Origin of the sequence: Acidovorax carolinensis, assembly GCF_002157145.1 — a bacterium.
Classification (GTDB): Bacteria; Pseudomonadota; Gammaproteobacteria; order Burkholderiales; family Burkholderiaceae_C; genus Acidovorax; species Acidovorax carolinensis.
The window spans coordinates 3,999,710-4,016,088 of the sequence record NZ_CP021361.1 but is presented as its reverse complement, the minus strand read 5'-3'; the positions used below and the strand labels follow the sequence as shown (position 1 = coordinate 4,016,088).

11 protein-coding genes and 3 pseudogenes are annotated in these 16,379 nt (G+C 65.4%); 4 read left to right on the top strand and 10 right to left on the bottom strand.

Translation table 11 applies throughout. From position 1 onward, the window contains the following. Positions 1 to 108 precede the first annotated feature (108 nt). From CBP34_RS18865 to def, 5 genes and pseudogenes are all read right to left on the bottom strand, one after another. Positions 109 to 444: an AzlD domain-containing protein gene (locus CBP34_RS18865; RefSeq protein WP_086913757.1), complete on the bottom strand. Its 336-nt coding sequence runs from the start codon at positions 442 to 444 to the stop codon at positions 109 to 111. Continuing rightward, positions 441 to 1,262 carry an AzlC family ABC transporter permease gene (locus CBP34_RS18860; RefSeq protein WP_086913758.1) on the bottom strand — a complete coding sequence of 274 codons (822 nt, stop codon included), beginning with the start codon at positions 1,260 to 1,262 and terminating at the stop codon, positions 441 to 443. The genes CBP34_RS18865 and CBP34_RS18860 overlap by 4 nt, the downstream gene beginning before the upstream one ends. Continuing rightward, positions 1,259 to 2,340 (bottom strand): annotated as a pseudogene (locus CBP34_RS18855) (methionyl-tRNA formyltransferase). The gene CBP34_RS18860 and the pseudogene CBP34_RS18855 overlap by 4 nt, the downstream one beginning before the upstream one ends. A 23-nt stretch (positions 2,341 to 2,363) precedes the next feature. After that, positions 2,364 to 2,864: a hypothetical protein gene (locus tag CBP34_RS18850; RefSeq protein WP_094098923.1), complete on the bottom strand. Its 501-nt coding sequence runs from the start codon at positions 2,862 to 2,864 to the stop codon at positions 2,364 to 2,366. Next, a complete protein-coding gene (gene def, locus CBP34_RS18845) occupies positions 2,861 to 3,370 on the bottom strand; it encodes a peptide deformylase (protein ID WP_094098922.1) in 510 nt (169 codons plus the stop codon). The genes CBP34_RS18850 and def overlap by 4 nt, the downstream gene beginning before the upstream one ends. 200 nt (positions 3,371 to 3,570) lie before the next feature. On the opposite strand from def, the gene CBP34_RS18840 reads away from it, so the two are divergent. The 3 genes and pseudogenes from CBP34_RS18840 (at position 3,571) to CBP34_RS20500 (ending at position 5,983) form a co-directional block, all read left to right on the top strand. After that, the gene (locus CBP34_RS18840; RefSeq protein WP_094098921.1) at positions 3,571 to 4,773 is read left to right on the top strand and encodes a LysM peptidoglycan-binding domain-containing protein; all 1,203 of its coding nucleotides are present in this window, start codon (positions 3,571 to 3,573) and stop codon (positions 4,771 to 4,773) included. A 62-nt stretch (positions 4,774 to 4,835) separates the two neighbouring features. Beyond that, positions 4,836 to 5,692, top strand: a pseudogene (gene dprA / locus CBP34_RS18835) (DNA-processing protein DprA); the annotation flags it as partial. A gap of 141 nt (positions 5,693 to 5,833) precedes the next feature. Beyond that, positions 5,834 to 5,983 carry a DprA-like winged helix domain-containing protein gene (locus CBP34_RS20500; protein ID WP_472231560.1) on the top strand — a complete coding sequence of 50 codons (150 nt, stop codon included), beginning with the start codon at positions 5,834 to 5,836 and terminating at the stop codon, positions 5,981 to 5,983. Positions 5,984 to 6,020: 37 nt separating this feature from the next. Here CBP34_RS20500 and CBP34_RS18830 read toward each other — a convergent pair whose 3' ends face one another. From CBP34_RS18830 to CBP34_RS18810, 5 genes and pseudogenes are all read right to left on the bottom strand, one after another. Beyond that, positions 6,021 to 8,330, bottom strand: a complete 2,310-nt coding sequence (locus CBP34_RS18830) for a DUF1631 domain-containing protein (RefSeq protein ID WP_094098920.1) — start codon at positions 8,328 to 8,330, stop codon at positions 6,021 to 6,023. 25 nt (positions 8,331 to 8,355) lie between these two features. Further along, on the bottom strand, positions 8,356 to 9,306 hold the full coding sequence (secF, locus tag CBP34_RS18825) for a protein translocase subunit SecF (RefSeq protein WP_094098919.1): 951 nt from the start codon (positions 9,304 to 9,306) through the stop codon (positions 8,356 to 8,358). A 92-nt stretch (positions 9,307 to 9,398) separates the two neighbouring features. Further along, positions 9,399 to 11,281 (bottom strand): annotated as a pseudogene (secD, locus tag CBP34_RS18820) (protein translocase subunit SecD). Positions 11,282 to 11,437: 156 nt separating this feature from the next. After that, positions 11,438 to 11,773 carry a preprotein translocase subunit YajC gene (gene yajC, locus CBP34_RS18815; RefSeq protein ID WP_086913767.1) on the bottom strand — a complete coding sequence of 112 codons (336 nt, stop codon included), beginning with the start codon at positions 11,771 to 11,773 and terminating at the stop codon, positions 11,438 to 11,440. Between the two features lie 296 nt (positions 11,774 to 12,069). Beyond that, entirely contained in the window at positions 12,070 to 15,696 is a 3,627-nt protein-coding gene (locus CBP34_RS18810; RefSeq protein WP_094098918.1) for an indolepyruvate ferredoxin oxidoreductase family protein, read from the bottom strand. Between the two features lie 167 nt (positions 15,697 to 15,863). Here CBP34_RS18810 and CBP34_RS18805 point away from each other — a divergent pair, with 167 nt between their 5' ends. Further along, positions 15,864 to 16,349 (top strand): Lrp/AsnC family transcriptional regulator, encoded by a 486-nt coding sequence (locus CBP34_RS18805; RefSeq protein ID WP_094098917.1) that lies wholly within the window; start codon positions 15,864 to 15,866, stop codon positions 16,347 to 16,349. The last annotated feature ends 30 nt before the right edge of the window (positions 16,350 to 16,379 follow it).

The window sequence follows — 16,379 nt, the reverse complement described above, 5'->3', positions numbered from 1 at the left end:
ATCTGGCGTGCCCGAGGCCAGCGGACGCCGTGGAACTGGCTTTGCCAGGCCACTGGCGGCGTCCCCCTCAGGGGGACGCCGCGCAGCGGCTCAGGGGGAGCACGATGTTCACCAGCCCCAGCCGATGTGCAGTGGCAGGTACACCAGCATCCCCACCACGATGGTGCCCAGAATGCCGCGGCGCCAGAAGTAGTAGGCAACGGCGCACAGCACGGCGGGCAGGCGCGCGTCTTTCAGCGTGGTGATGAACTCGCCGTGCGACATGAGGATCTCGGGCGCAATGACGGCCGTGAGCGCTGCCAGCGGCGCATATTTGAGCCCGCGCTTGAGCCAGTCGGGCATGGGAAGCTCGCGCTCGGGGATCATGAAGAAGGAGCGCGTCACCAGGGTGAGCACGGCCAGCCCCGCCACGGCAACAAAGGGTTCGAGCCAATCCCAGCTCATGGATGCAGTTCCTCGCGCAATGCCACCGCGTCGCCCGCCTCGACCTGTTCCAGCTCGTCCGCAGGGATCATGCTGTCCGCCGGCACCAGCAGCACCTCGGGGTGGTGGCGGCGCCGGTCCACGGCTTCGATCAGCAGGCCCACGGTGACCGCAGCGGCAATGGCCACCAGGATGTTGAGCTTCAGCGGCAGGGCGAACGCGGCAATGGCCGCCGTGGCGGCCACCCCCGTGGCCAGCCAGGTGGCACGGTCGAACAGCAGCGACAGCAGCACACCGAGCAACGCCAGCACGCCGGCAAACCCGAGCCCCCACGACAGGGGCACGGCGTTGGCCAGCAGGATGCCGGCAATCGACGGCACCTGCCAGGCCAGCCAGTTGGTGCTGGCGGCGCCCCAGAAATAGGGCACCTGGTCAGGTGCGGGCTGCGGCTCGGGAAACCGCTTCATGAAGGCCACGAAGATCACGTCGCCGCTGAAGTAGCCAATGGTCAGGCGCTGGCGCAGGGGCAGGTGCGCAAAATAGCTGCGCCACAGGCTGCTGAAGATCACGAAGCGCAGGTTCACGCACGACGCCGTGAGCCACACCACCCACAGCGGCGCGCCGGTGGCCAGCAGCGGTATCACGGCCAGCTGGGCGCTGCCGGCATACACCAGCAGCGACATGAAAATGGCCATGGAAACAGACATGCCGCTTTTCACCATGGCCACACCGGTCACCATGGCCCAGGCGGCCAGCCCCAGCGAGGTGCCGGCCATGTCGGTGATGGCCAGACGGAACGCCGGGTGCCGCACGGTCTGGCGGACCGCCTGCAGGCTCATGGCGCGATCGGCGCGCCGGTGGTGCCGGGGGCTTGCTCGGCCCCCAGCACCATGCCGGGCTGCAGCGGGAAGCCGCGCAGGAATTCCGAGGCCGGTAAGCGCTTGCCGCCGGCCCGCTGCAGGGTGGTCAGGCGCAGGGCATCTTCGCCGCAGGCCACGAGAACGCCGGTGGGGTCTATAGACAAAATCTGTCCACAACGCTTGTCTGGCGAGCGCTGACAGCTATGAATTTCATAGTCCCAGAGTTTGATGGTCTCTGGGCCCAGCGTGGTGCTGGCCCCAGGAAAGGGATCGAAGGCGCGGATCTGCCGGCCAATCACCTGCGCCGGCAGCGACCAGTCGACCGCACTTTCGGATTTTTCGATCTTGTGGGCATAGGTCACGCCCTGCTCCGGTTGCTGGACGGGCTGCAGACCACCGCAGGCGGCCAGCTCAAGGGCTTCCACGATCAGCCGGCCGCCCAGGTCGGCCAGGCGGTCGTGCAGCGAGGCGGTGGTGTCGCGGGGGCCAATGGGCAGTTTTTCGGTCAGCAGCATGGCGCCGGTATCCAGGCCCGCGTCCATCTGCATGATGGTGACGCCCGTCTCGGCATCTCCCGCTTGAATGGCGCGGTGGATGGGAGCGGCGCCGCGCCAGCGTGGCAGCAGGCTGGCATGGATGTTCAGGCAGCCCAGACCATGGGCCCCCACGCTCCCCGCTGCGCGTGGTTCGCTGCCCCCGAGGGGGCCTTCGCGCCTTCGGGCGGCCGAGCGGCGCTCATGAGGTCCAGCACCCACTGCGGCAGGATCAGGCCGTAGGCCGCCACCACCATGGCATCGGCCTGTGCGGCCAGCAGCGCCGCACGGGCGGCAGCGGCGTCTTCGGGGAATTTGCCGTCCAGGCGCAGGCTGCGGGGCTGGGCCACCGCAATGCCATGCTCGAGTGCGCATTGCTTGACGGGCGACGCCTGCAGCTTCATGCCCCGGCCCGCCGGGCGGTCGGGCTGCGTGAGAACGAGGGGCACGGTAAACCCCGCACTCAGCAGACGCTGCAATGCCACGCGGGCGAATTCAGGGGTTCCGGCAAAGATGATTTTCATGAACGAGGGTTGGGCGGCGGCGGTCAGTGGTCCCGGTCATCGCCCGGCGGCTGGTCATCGGTGAAGGCCAGCTGGCGCACCGTGCCGGCGCGGTCGATATGGATGTGCGCCATGCGCGGTTCATAGCCGTCCATGAACCGGTAGGTCCAGACGTCGCCGTCAAAGCGGGCAACCCGCTCCACCAGCGCCGGTGGGCCGAAGGTACGCTCCACATCGGCCCGGGTCCACTGGTTCAGCGCGATGCCCGAAAAGCGGGCGAAATTCAGCACCTGCTCGACGCGCTCAAGGCGCCCGGTGGCATCGAAGTCGAGGTGAAATACCCGGCGGCCGGCCGGCAGGGTGGAATAGAGCAGGCGCTCGCGGTGGCCCTCCAGGGCAGTCGCGCTGTGCGGCACGCCCAGCCGCGCCAGCACCTCGGCGCGGTAGGCTCCGGGCTTTTCCCGGTCGGGCGAGGCGCAGGCCGACAGCAACACCGCCAAAACCAGCGCACTGGCGCCGATGCCCAAGCGGCGCACGGTGCTCACTCGCGCGCGTCCCGTTGCTGCTTGAGCATCTTGGTCTTGATGCGGTTGCGCTTGAGCGGCGAGAGATATTCCACAAACACCTTGCCCATGAGGTGGTCCATTTCGTGCTGGATGCAGACGGCCAGCAGGCCTTCGGCCTCCAGCGTGCGTGACTGTCCGTTGGCGTCCAGGGCACGCACATGCACGGCCGCTGCGCGTTCGACGCCGTCGTAGATGCCTGGCACCGAAAGGCAGCCTTCGTCGCCGACGTTCTTTTCCGGGCTGGCCCAGACAATCTCGGGGTTGATCAGCACCAGGGGTTCGTTGCGTTCCTCGGAGACGTCGATGACCACGATGCGCTCATGCACGTCGATCTGCGTCGCCGCCAGGCCAATGCCGTGGGCGTCGTACATCGTGGCGAGCATGTCCGATACCAGCGCCTGGATGCGGGCATCCACGGCCTGAACCGGCTGGGCGACCTTGTGAAGACGAGGGTCCGGGTAACAGAGAATGGGAAGAATTGCCATGGATGAAGGTGATATGTGTCGCTATTTTCGCCACTTTTGGCCCGCGCTGCAGCCCCCAACGGCAATATTCGTTGCCCAATCAAGGGCTTGAGCCGAGAATCTAAGAAGGTTTGTAACGTATCTGCGCGGCGGATTGCTTGTCGCAATCGACCGCGGCGCCAGAGAGGGGGCGTTTCACAATGCATCAAAAAAGGAACAACATGACGGCATTCACCAGCGTGCGGCGAACCGCCCTGGGCGCATTGACAGTACTTGCCGGCGCTTTGCTTGCCGTACCCGTCCAGGCGCAGAACTTTCCGGTGTCCAGTGGCCAGCGCGCCACGGCACAACAGGTCGCAGAACGTGGCGTTCCTCTTTCCGAGTTGGCGCCGGGCGCTCCCGACACCTATGTCGTCAAGCGGGGCGACACGCTGTGGGGTATTTCCGGCATGTACCTCAAGCGCCCATGGCGCTGGCCCGAGCTGTGGGGCATGAACCTCAAGGCCCTGCCCAACCCTCATCTGATCTTTCCGGGGCAGACGCTGTATCTCGAAAAAGATGGCGGCTATGCACGCCTGCGCACCAGCGCCCGCGGCACGCCCGACACGGTGCGGGTGTCGCCGCGCACGCGCAGCGACAGCCTGGCCGATACCGCCTTGCCGACACTCAAGCCGCATCTCATCGAGCCGTTCCTGGTGGAGCCCCTGGTGGTGGACGCCGAAGTGCTGCAGCGCGCACCGCGCATTGTCGCTACGGTGGATGAGCGCGTGCTCATGGCCGACGGCGATCGTGCCTATGCGCGAGGCGACGCCTCCAGCCCGCTGCGGGTGGAGCCGGGCACGCCCCGCCACTACCGCGTTTTCCGGGATGCGATTGCCCTCAAGGATCCCTTGACCGGGGAAATCCTGGGCTACGAGGCGCAGTACGTTGGCAAGGCCGAGCTGGTGCGCGGCGAGTCGGTGGAGGAAACGGCCAATGGCAAGGGCGGTATCGCCTACGACTATGTGCCCGCCACCGTGGAGTTGTCGGCGACCAAGGAAGAGGTTCGCGCCGGCGACCGGCTGCTGCCAGCGCCAGCGCGCGCCTTTGTCAGCTACACGCCGCGCGCCCCCCAGATGGAGGTCGATGCGCGGGTGGTCTCGATTTATGGCGGCAACTCGGTTTCCTACGCAGCGCAGAATCAGGTCATTGCGATCAACCGGGGTACGCGGGACGGCATGGAAGCTGGCCAGGTGCTCCACATCATGACCAAGGGCGATCTCCTGAAGGATACAACGGACGCCGCCAAGACCGTGATCAAACTGCCCAGCGAGCGCAATGGCCACGTCATGGTGTTCCGCACGTTCGACCGTGTCTCCTACGCCTTGATTCTGGAAATCCGCACGGGCGTGCGGGTGGGTGATCGCCTGGTCAACCCCGAATAACAATGGGACTGGAGCCGGCGCGGTTGCCCCGGGCACGCATCCGTCTCTAACCCGGCGCTCCCATGGAACGCGATGAGCTTGCCGGCTGGCTGCGGCTGACGCTGACCCCCGGCGTTGGCAACGGTGCCGCCCGCCGCCTTTTGGCGGCCTTTGGCCTTCCTCCTGCCATTTTCCGGCAGTCCGAGGGCACGCTGGCGCAGTGCGTGACGTCCGCCCAGGCGCAGGCCCTGTGCCAGGTGCCGCCGGGTCTGGCGCAGCAGCTGGAGACCACCTGGGCGTGGCTCCAGGGTGCGGCGCCCGAGGGCGCCGCACGGGTCTTGCTGACGCTGGGCGACGCGCGCTACCCGCAAGCCCTGCTTGAAACAGAAGACCCGCCTCTGGTGCTGTATGGCATCGGTCCGCCAGCGCTGTGGGCCGTCAATCCTTTTCCAGCCGGTCGGTGTCTGGCCATCGTGGGCAGCCGCAACCCACGGCACAGGGCGCGGACAACGCGCGGCAATTCGCGCGCGCACTGCATGCGGCGGGGCTCACCATCGTGTCCGGGCTGGCGCTGGGGGTGGATGCGGCGGCGCACGAGGGGGCGTTGGAAAGCGCCGTAGCGGGCGCCACCGTTCCCGCCACGATTGCGGTGGTGGGAACGGGGCTCGACCGGGTATACCCCCGTCAGAACCTGGCACTGGCCAGGCGCATTGCCACCCATGGCATCCTGATCAGCGAATATCCCTTGGGCACGCCGCCCCTGGCGGCGAATTTTCCCAAGCGCAACCGCATCATTGCGGGTCTTTCGCAGGGGACGCTGGTGGTGGAAGCGGCATTGGCATCAGGATCGCTGATCACGGCCCGGCTCGCGGTGGAGCAGGGGCGTGAGGTGTTTGCCATTCCGGGCTCCATCCACGCGCCCCAGTCGCGCGGATGCCACGCCCTGATACGGCAAGGCGCCAAACTGGTGGAATCAGCGCAGGACGTGCTGGAAGAACTTCAGCTTCCTGTTCCAGAGGCAGCGCCGACCACCCCCGGCACGACCCCGTCGGAGCCACCCGAAAGTGCGCTGCTCCAGGCAATGGGGTTTGATCCGGTGGGCCTTGATGCCCTGATGGCGCGCACGGGCATGGACACCGCCGCCATGCAGGTGGAGCTGCTGGAGCTGGAACTGGCCGGTGTTGTGGCCCGGCTGGCGGGCGGACTGTTTCAGCGCATGGGAAGCGCCTGAACGGAGCCGGTCTGCGGACCGGCCGGCTCGGCCGAGATCAACCCAGCAGCCGTTCCGGGTTGGCGTCCAGCTTGGCCAGTGCATCGCGGGTGGCGCGCAGGGTCAGGCCTTCCTCGTCCTGTGCCACCAGCAACCCGGATTGCAGGTAGGCCGCCAGTCGGCGCAGCTGGATCAGATAACTGCTGCCGTCCGTGGCGGCAAAGAGGTGCAACTGCTTGCGCTGGCTCTGCCAGGCATATTGCACCTGCGCCGACGCTCCGTTGTGGTCCAGCGTGAACCATGTGCCCCGCTGAAGTTCCTGGGCCCAGGCCACCATGGCATCGTCCACCGGCGCCCCGTTGTCGGCAATGACGTGGATGGAGGACGCATCGATGCCGAGCATCATTTCGATGTTGTCGGCATTGAGCGGCATGTCGCCCAGCGTGGCATCCCCGATGAAGTCTTCCAGGTTGGCCAGGCGTTTGGCCATGGCGTCGATGTGCGCCTGCGGAATGGAAGCCGTCTTGGACAGGAAGGCATCGGCCAGGGTATCGGTCAGCACCTTGATCTGGGCGTCCTGGGCTGCTCCGTCGATCCCCATCAACGCCAGACCCTGGCGCAGGCGTTGCAGCAGGCCGGGCAGGCTCTGGATGACCTGCGCCCGGTCGCTGCGATTGGGCTTGGCGCTGGCCGCCCAGACCAGATCGGCGGCCGTGCGCTTGAAGGTGACGGTATCGGCGTGCTGCGGCCCCTCGCGCACGGCCGACAGCGCCAGCACCTCGGCCCAGGTCTTGAAAAGGAACTCCCGGATTTCTTCGCGCACCGGCATGTCGCGCAGCATGGTGCGCAGCTCGATCGTGTACTGGATGGCCAGCGTTTCCTTCTGCTCCACCTGCTGCGCCACGCTGACGAGGCGCGAAGTGGCCTGCTTTTGGGTCAGGAACTTCGACAGGAATTTTTCGAACTCGTCGTACACCAGCTGAAAGACCCGTCGTCCGGTCTCGGGGTATTGCTCGATCACCTGCACCACACGGCGAATTTCCGCCTCCAGGGCGCTGCCATTGATCGTGGTGGCATCAAACCCCATGACGCACGCCCCCATGCGGTCAATGAGCTGGCGGGCCGGGTGGGCGATGTTGCTGAAGAACTCCGGCTCAGCCAGGGCCACGCGCAGCACCGGCACCTGCAGGCGCGCAAACCACACGCGCACGGCAGGTGGAATGCGGTCCTCGGCCAGAATGCTCTGGAACATCAGCGCCACCACCTCGATGATGGCCTTTTCTCCTGCCGTCGAGGCCTTCTTCTTCAATTCGGTGGAACGCTCCCGTACCACGCCCGCCAGTTGCACCACAGCGGCCGGGCTGTAGTCTTCGATGAGCGTGGCGACGCCGCTGTAATAGGTGTCAGCCTGGACACGGTGGGCCGTGAGGGCATGTGCCAACGCGGCCGAGGCGGGTGGTGCGTTCACCAGGTCAAAGCCGGTGGCGGGCTGGGTGAGCAGCCGCCGCAGTTGCCCCATGACGCCCTGGGCGCGCTGGCGTGCACGCGACAGCGGGGTCATGCCGGTGGCGAAAACCGTTCCCGTTCCCATGCCCTGTTGCTGGGCCTTTCTCGGTGGTGCGGCGCCGCGTGCTGCAGCCACCGCCTCCCGGCTTTGCGTCAGTGCCTGTGACGCCAATCCGGACGCTCCCGCATCGCTGCCTGCCACCGCACCGCCCTCGGTCCGGCGCACACGCGCGCGCAGATCGGTTTGCGGGATGACACCCTGCTCCACATAAAACACGTTCACAGCCTGGTAGGCCTTTTGCAGCAGGTTGGCCAGGTCGCGCTGCAAGGGGTCCACCACGGTCATCAGGTCGGTGCGCGGCAGGCCGGCCTTGCACCATTGCTCGACAACGATCAGGCAGACGGCCTCTGGGCGAAGAATGTCATTGCTGTCGAGGTCCTGGCCTTCCAGGGACTGGGTTCGCTGCCGTACCGTGTCGAGCTGGTGGCTGACCTGTTCGGTGATCGTGAGCGCCATGCGGGAGGCGGCGATCTTGTTTTCCACCACATCGTCGCTGAGCAACTCGAAGTGGCCGCCACTGGCCCGGGCATCCCGTGTCGTGCTGATATGCGGGACCAGTGACTCGCGCAGTGCACTGTCCAGGTGCGCCACCCAGTCGCCGTGGTGTCGCTGATAGAGCTGCCAGGCATCTCGCCGCGACTGCATCTCGCGCTGCGTGCCGGTCTGGGACATCAGCTGGGTCAGGAAATCCAGAACCGTCTTGTCCACATCGGGCAGCCCGGCGCAGAGTCCTTCCACAAACTTCTGGCGCGCCTGGCGGGCCAGGCGGCGCGGCGGAATGGAAGGGGAAGGGGCGGGCATGTCTCAATGGTAGCGTGGTGGCGCGTCAGACCGTGGCCCCGGCATTGGAATCGTTCGGGTCTTCATCCTTCCTGGCAGCCTTGACGAGGTCTTCCCGTTTGACGCCCAGCCACATGGCAATGGCGGCTGCGACGAACACCGACGAGTAGATGCCGAACAGGATGCCGATGGTCAGCGCCAGCGCAAAGTTGTGCAGGCTCGGGCCGCCAAAGAAGAACATCGACAGCACCATCGCCTCGGTGGAGGCGTGGGTGATGATCGTGCGGCTCATGGTGCTGGTAATCGCGTGGTCGATCACCTCGTGCGTGTTCATCTTGCGGTATTTGCGGAAGGCCTCGCGGATCCGGTCGAAGATCACCACCGATTCGTTCACCGAATAGCCCAGCACCGCCAGCACGGCCGCCAGCACCGACAGCGAAAACTCCCACTGGAAGAACGCAAAGAAGCCCAGGATGATCACCACGTCATGCAGGTTGGCGATGATGGCGGCCACGCCGAACTTCCACTCGAAGCGAAAAGCCAGGTAAACCACAATGCCCACCACCACCATGGCCAGCGCCATGAGGCCTCCGTGCACCAGTTCTTCGCCCACCTGCGGCCCGACAAACTCGGTGCGCCGCAGCGTCACAGCCGGATCGGCCGCCTTGAGCGCGGCAATGACCTGTTCGCTTTGCTGGGCAGAAGTCACGCCCTTTTGCACGGGCAGGCGGATCATCACATCGCGCGCGGTGCCGAAGTTCTGCACCTGCACGTCGGCGTAGCCCAGGCCGGAAACCGTCTCGCGCACCTTCGCCAGTTCGGCCGGCTGGCTGTAAGCCACCTCCATCACCGTACCGCCGGTGAACTCCACCGACAGGTGCAGGCCGCGCGTGAGCAGAAAGAACACTGCCAGCGCAAAGGTGATGAAGGAAATCGCGTTGAAAACCAACGCGTGCTTCATGAAGGGGATGTCTTTTCTGATGCGGAAAAACTCCATGATTTCTATTCCTTGGTTGGAGTTTTCAGAGGAAGCTCATGTGCGCGCAGCGCGGGTGATGCTGGAACTAAGAATTCCATGGTCTTCCTCCTTTAGTTGGTCTTGACCACGGCGGTGCCGGCGTCTGGTTTCCAGACCTGTCCGATCGACACGCTCTTGAGCTTTTTCTGGCGGCCATACCAGAGGTTCACCACGCCGCGCGAGAAGAACACAGCCGAGAACATGCTGGTCAGGATGCCGATGGTGTGCACCACCGCAAAGCCGCGCACGGGCCCGGAGCCAAACGCCAGCAGCGCCAGACCCACGACCAGCGTGGTCACGTTGGAGTCCAGAATGGTCGCCCAGGCTCGCTCGTAGCCCGCGTGGATGGCCGCCTGCGGCGACAGGCCATCGCGCAATTCCTCGCGGATGCGCTCGTTGATCAGCACGTTCGAGTCAATGGCCACGCCCAGCGCAAGCGCCATGGCGGCAATGCCGGGCAGGGTCAGCGTGGCTTGCAGCATCGACAAAATGGCCAGCAGCAGCAGCACGTTCACCGACAGCGCCAGGGTGGAAAACACGCCAAACAGCCGGTAATACACGCACATGAAGGCGGCCACGGCCAACATGCCCCAGACCACGCTATGGATGCCGCGCTCGATGTTGTCGGCGCCCAGGCTCGGGCCAATGGTGAATTCCTCGATGATCTCCATCGGTGCGGCCAGCGAGCCGGCACGCAGCAGCAGTGCGGTGTCGTTGGCTTCGGCCGTCGTCATGCGGCCGGAGATCTGCACGCGGCCGCCACCGATTTCGCTGCGGATGACGGGGGCCGTGACCACTTCGCCCTTGCCCTTTTCAAACAGCACGATGGCCATGCGTTTGCCGATGTTTTCGCGTGTGATGTCGCGGAAGATGCGCGAGCCCTTGGCGTCCAGCGTCAGGTTGACGGTGGGTTCCTGGGTCTGACCGTCAAAGCCGGGCTGGGCATCCGTGAGGTTTTCGCCGGTCAGGATGACCTGCTTTTTCACGATGACGGGCTGGCCGCTGCGTTCCAGATAGCGTTCGGAGCCAAACGGCACGGGGCCACGGCCCATTTCGGCGGAGCGCGCTTCGGTGCCTTCGTCCACGAGGCGAACTTCCAGCGTGGCCGTGCGGCCCAGAATGTCCTTGGCCTTGGCCGTGTCCTGCACGCCCGGCAGCTGCACCACGATGCGGTCCAGGCCTTGCTGCTGGATCACCGGCTCGGCTACACCGAGTTCGTTGATGCGGTTGTGCAGCGTGACGATGTTCTGCTTGAGCGCCTGCTCCTGCACGCGGCGCGTGGCCTCGGGCTTGATGGTGGCGCGCAACCGGAACTCGCCGCCGTCGGGCTGGCTGGTTGTCTGCAGGTCGGTGAACTGGTCGGAGATCAGGTTGCGCGTGGCCGTCTGCGTGGCTTCGTCGCGCACCTTGATGTCGATGGTCTGGCCGTCTCGGCTGATGCCGCCATGGCGGATGTTCTTGTCACGCAGTGCGGTGCGGATATCGCCAGCATAGGACTCGGCCTTCTTGGTCAGCGCGGCCTGCATGTCCACCTGCAGCATGAAGTGCACGCCACCGCGCAGGTCCAGCCCCAGGTACATGGGGCGCGCATGCAGGGCGGTCAGCCAGGCGGGCGAACGCGACACCAGGTTCAGCGCCACGATGTACGAGGGATTCGCGGGGTCGGGCACCAGCGCCTTCTGGATGGCGTCGCGGGCCTTGAGCTGGTTGTCGGGGTATCGAGGCGCGCACGCACCGAGCCGCCATCGAGCGTCACCATGTCGGGCGTGACACCCGCCGCCTTCAGCACTTCCTCTACGCGCTGCTGCACGGCCAGATCCACCTTGACGGTGGCCTTGGCCGACGAAACCTGCACCGCAGGCGCTTCGCCGAAGAAATTGGGCAGGGTGTACAGGGCACCTACCAGCAGCACGATCACCAGGATCGCGTACTTCCAGACCGGGTAACGGTTCATGATCGCGCTCTTATCAGTTGTCCATGGCGCATGGCGCCAGCCCCTGCCAGGGATGCCGTGGAACTGGCTTTGCCAGGCCACCGGCATCGTCCCCCGTCCCGCGCGTTGCGCGAGAGAAGGGGGAAGCGGCGCAGCCGCTCAGGGGGATGTTCATCGTTACTTGACCGTGCCCTTGGGCAGCACCTGCGCCACGGCGCTGCGCTGGACCTGCACTTCCACACCGCTGGCGATTTCGATGTGCAGGAAACCTTCGGACAGGCGCGTGACCTTGCCGATGATGCCGCCGGCCGTGGCCACTTCATCGCCCTTGGCGATGGCGTCGATCATGGCGCGATGCTCTTTCTGGCGCTTCATCTGGGGGCGGATCATGACGAAGTACAGCACCACGAACATCAGCACCAGGGGCAGCATGCCCGTGAGCGAGGACATGATGTCACCACCGCCCGTGGCGGCGGCAGGAGCGGTCTGGGCAAAAGCAGAAGAAATAAACACGGACAGGACTCCACAATGGATAGGCAAAACACATAACGCGCCGCAGGCAGCCTCACAAGCGCCGGCCGGGGCGGAACTGGCCATTGTATGCGGGGCCCTGCGCCGCGCCCAAGGTCTAAAACCCAGGCCGACGGCGGGTGTTTGCCGCGCCCGGTGATCTGCCCGGTGGACGTTGGAAAGATGGATGAAATCAGCCTGCAGCGCTTAATGGATAAGCGCTTGAAGCTATTTATTTAATAGCATTCGCCCATGCGGCGGTGCCAACTTTCATGGCGCGATGGTCCATGCACCGCTGCTCAGGCCGCCTGGCGCTGGGGCGCGGTCGCCGCGCCGCCCCGCCACTGCGCCATCAGGCCGGTCCATTTCGGGCGCACTGTCTTCAGGTGGCGCTCCTTCACATGTCCGTAGCCGCGGATGCCCTCGGGAAGGCTGGCAATTTCCACAGCCAACGGCAGCTTCTCGGGGGTGAGGCCCGCCAGCAACTCGTCGATGCAGGCGCGATACTCCACGATCAGGGCGCGCTCTGTGCGGCGCTCCTCCGTCTTGCCGAAGATGTCCAATGCGGTGCCGCGCAGTCCTTTCATGCGGGCCAGCACGCCAAAGGCGCTGCGGATCCAGGGGCCAAACCGCTGCTTGACCAGTTCGCCCTGGTCGTTCTTCTTGGCCGTCATGGGTGGCGCCAGGTGGTGCACCAGCTTGTAGTCGCCTTCAAACATCGAGGCGATCTTGTCCGTGAACGCCTTGTCGGTGTGCAGGCGAGCCACTTCGTACTCATCCTTGTAGGCCATCAGCTTGAACAGGTAACGCGCCACGGCTTCGGACAGGCGGGTGGTGGTGCCCAGCTTCGCTTCGGCCGCCTTCACCTTGTCGACAAACGCCTGGTAGTCGGCGGCATAGGCGGCATTCTGGTAACCGGTGAGGAAGTCGACGCGTTTGGCCACCATTTCGGCCAACGAAGGTTTCTTCACAAACTCGATGACCTGAGCCGCCTTGAAAAGCGCCTGCACCGCGGCGAGGTCGTGCGCGCAGCGCCGGCCCCATTCAAACGCCGCCTTGTTGTTGTCGACCTGCACGCCATTGAGTTCCATGGCACGCATCAGCGAGGCCAGGTTCAGGGGCACGCGGCCCTTTTGCCAGGCGTAGCCCAGCATCAACGGGTTGGTGTAGATGCTGTCGCCCAGCAGTTGCACGGCCACCTGTTCCGCGTCGAAGCTGCCCACACCGCCCGCGCCCACCGCCGCAGCGATGGCGCTGTCGCAGTTGGCGCCAGGGAACTGCCAGTTGGGGTTGGTCACGAAGGCCGCCGTGGGCGTGCCATGTGTGTTGAGCGCCACGAAGGTGCGGCCTGGCTGCATCACGGCCAGCGTGTATTTGTGGGCCGCCACGATGGAATCACAACCGATCACCAGGTCGGCCTTGGCGGTGTCGACCTTGGTGGTGTAGATGGCGTCCTGCCGGTTGGCAATCTGGATATGGCTCCAGGTGGCGCCGCCCTTTTGCGCCAGGCCGCCGGCGTCCTGCGTGACCACGCCCTTGCCTTCGAGGTGCGCTGCCATGCCCAGCAGCGAGCCGATGGTGATCACGCCCGTGCCGCCCACGCCGCCCACCACGATGCCCCAGGCGGTTTCGGCCACGGGCAGCGCGGGCTCGGGGATGGCGGGCAGGCTGGCGAGGTCGCCCTTTTTCTCCTTTTTGGGCTTTTTGAGCTGGCCGCCCTCCACCGTGATGAAACTCGGGCAAAAGCCCTTGAGGCAGGAGTAGTCCTTGTTGCAGGTGCTCTGGTTGATGCGGCGCTTGCGGCCGAACTCGGTTTCCACGGGCTCGACCGACAGGCAGTTCGATTGCACCGAGCAGTCGCCGCAGCCCTCGCACACCAGCTCGTTGATCACCACGCGCTTGGCCGGGTCGACCATGGAGCCGCGTTTGCGGCGGCGGCGCTTCTCGGTGGCGCAGGTCTGGTCGTAGATGATGGCCGTGCAACCCTCAAGTTCTCGGAACTCGCGCTGGATGCGGTCGAGCTCGTCGCGGTGGAACACCTCGACGCCAGGCGGCAGGTCGTTGATCAGTTCAGGGTGGCCGGCGCGCACGGCGCTGCTGTCCAGCCGGTGCGTGCGGCCGTGGTATTTCTCGGGCTCGTCGGTCACCACGACCAGTTTGACCACGCCTTCGGCGCGCAGGCTGTGCGCGATCTGCGCCACAGAGTGGCCCTCGGGCCGCTCGCCCACCTGCTGGCCGCCCGTCATGGCCACGGCATCGTTGTAGAGCACCTTGTAGGTGATGTTGACACCGGCCGCGATGCTCTGGCGGATCGCCAGCAGGCCGCTGTGAAAGTAGGTGCCGTCGCCCAGGTTGGCAAACACATGCGCATCTTTGGTGAAGGGCGCCTGGCCCACCCACGAAACCCCCTCGCCGCCCATCTGCGTGAAGGTGCTGGTGCTGCGGTCCATCCACACCGTCATGTAGTGGCAGCCAATGCCGGCCACGGCGCGCGAACCCTCGGGCACGCGGGTGCTGGTGTTGTGCGGGCAGCCGCTGCAGAACCACGGGGCGCGCTCACCGGTGTCCACCTTCAGCTCTGTCATCGCGCGTTCGCTGGCTTCGATGATGGCGATGCGCGAATCCATGCGGGCGATGATGTCGTTTGATACGCCCAGTTTCTTCAGGCGCTTGGCGATGGCCTTGGCGATGATGGCGGGCGTGAGGTCGGCCTTGGCACGCAGCAGCCAGTTCTGGCTGGGGTTGGGCATGGACCATTCGCCGCCCGTGGCATCGCCCTCGGGCTCGTCGAATTTGCCCAGCACGTTGGGGCGCACATCGGCGCGCCAGTTGTACAGCTCTTCTTTCAGCTGGTATTCGATGACCTGGCGCTTTTCCTCGACCACCAGGATCTCCTGCAAGCCCTGCGCAAAGTCGCGCGTGATGGTGGCTTCCAGCGGCCACACCACGTTGACCTTGTGCACGCGAATGCCCAACTGGCGGCAGGTGTCGTCATCAAGGCCCAGATCCACCAGCGCCTGGCGCGTGTCGTTGTAGGCCTTGCCGCTGGCGATGATGCCAAAGCGGTCGTTCTTGCCTTCGATCACGTTGTAGTTGAGCTTGTTGGCGCGCACATAGGCCAGGGCCGCGTACCACTTGTAGTCCATGAGGCGCGCCTCCTGCTCCAGCGGCGCGTCGGGCCAGCGGATGTGCAGGCCGCCGGGCGGCATCGCAAAGTCCTCGGGCATCACGATCTTTACGCGGTCCGGGTCGATGTTGATGCTGCTGGACGACTCCACCACCTCCTGAATCGTCTTCATGCCCGACCAAACGCCCGAAAAACGGCTCATGGCAAAGGCGTGCAGCCCCATGTCCAGGATTTCCTGCACGCTGCTCGGGAAGAATACCGGCGTGCCGCAGGCCTTGAAGATGTGGTCGCTCTGGTGCGCTGCCGTGCTGCTCTTGCTGATGTGGTCGTCGCCAGCGATGGCGATCACGCCGCCGTGCTTGGCCGTGCCCGCCATGTTGGCGTGCTTGAACACGTCCGAGCAGCGGTCCACGCCCGGGCCCTTGCCGTACCAGATGCCGAACACGCCATCGAACTTCTTGCTTTGCGGGTACAGATCGAGCTGCTGCGTGCCCCACACGGCCGTGGCGCCCAGTTCTTCGTTCACGCCGGGCTGGAAGACGATGTTGTTGGCCCCCAGGTGCTTCTTGGCCGCCCACAGCGCCTGATCGTAGGTGCCCAGCGGCGAGCCGCGGTAGCCGCTGATGAAGCCGGCCGTGTTCAGCCCCGCTGCCGCATCGCGCTGGCGTTGCAGCATGGGCAGGCGCACGAGGGCCTGCACGCCGCTCATGAAGGCGCGGCCCTCGCCCAAGGTGTATTTGTCGTCGAGCGAGACGGTTTCCAAGGTCTTGCGGATGTGTTCGGGCAATGGGGCGTTCATGTCTGTTTCCGGTTGTGGGGCGCTCACAGCCGCCGCCTTGTGGGCGGTGCCGGGCAACCTCGTGGGTGGCTGCGGGCAGTTTAGGCACTGTGACGCGCTATGTGCTTTCGTTTTCATGCCACGTTTACCCTCGATTCAGAAAGGATCTTTCTTAAAATGGCCAGATCATGAATAATTTGGACAAATACGACCTGGCCATCCTCGGCGAGCTGCAGGCCAACGCGCGGCTGACCAATGCCGAACTGGCCCAGCGCGTGGGCCTGTCGGCTGCGCCCTGCTGGCGGCGCGTGCGGGCGCTGGAAGACGAAGGCTTCATCAAGGGCTACCACGCCGAGATCGACCGGCACAAGATCGGCCTCGGTGTGCTGGCCTTTGTGCGGCTGGACGCCGACCGCAGCACGGGCAACCTGACGCGGGCCATGGAAGAGGCCATTCGCCAGATCCCCGAAGTGGTGTCCTGCCACTACATCAGCGGCACCGGCACCTTCGAGTTGCAGGTGGTGGCGCGCGACCTGGACAGCTTTTCGCTGTTTGCCCGCGACGTGCTACTCAACCTGCCCAATGTGAAAGACATGCACACGAGTTTTTCGCTGGGCGAAGTGAAAGCCAGCGGCGACCTGCCACTCACACACCTGGCGCGTGGCCGCCCTTGATGCTATTGATTAAATAGCTAATAGCGCTTG

Coding starts and splice junctions, on each gene's coding strand:
- CBP34_RS18865 (WP_086913757.1), bottom strand. CDS start 444: ATGAGCTGGGATTGGCTCGAACCCTTTGTTGCCGTGGCGGGGCTGGCC.
- CBP34_RS18860 (WP_086913758.1), bottom strand. CDS start 1,262: ATGAGCCTGCAGGCGGTCCGCCAGACCGTGCGGCACCCGGCGTTCCGT.
- def (WP_094098922.1), bottom strand. CDS start 3,370: ATGGCAATTCTTCCCATTCTCTGTTACCCGGACCCTCGTCTTCACAAG.
- CBP34_RS18840 (WP_094098921.1), top strand. CDS start 3,571: ATGACGGCATTCACCAGCGTGCGGCGAACCGCCCTGGGCGCATTGACA.
- CBP34_RS20500 (WP_472231560.1), top strand. CDS start 5,834: ATGGGGTTTGATCCGGTGGGCCTTGATGCCCTGATGGCGCGCACGGGC.
- CBP34_RS18830 (WP_094098920.1), bottom strand. CDS start 8,330: ATGCCCGCCCCTTCCCCTTCCATTCCGCCGCGCCGCCTGGCCCGCCAG.
- secF (WP_094098919.1), bottom strand. CDS start 9,306: ATGGAGTTTTTCCGCATCAGAAAAGACATCCCCTTCATGAAGCACGCG.
- CBP34_RS18810 (WP_094098918.1), bottom strand. CDS start 15,696: ATGAACGCCCCATTGCCCGAACACATCCGCAAGACCTTGGAAACCGTC.
- CBP34_RS18805 (WP_094098917.1), top strand. CDS start 15,864: ATGAATAATTTGGACAAATACGACCTGGCCATCCTCGGCGAGCTGCAG.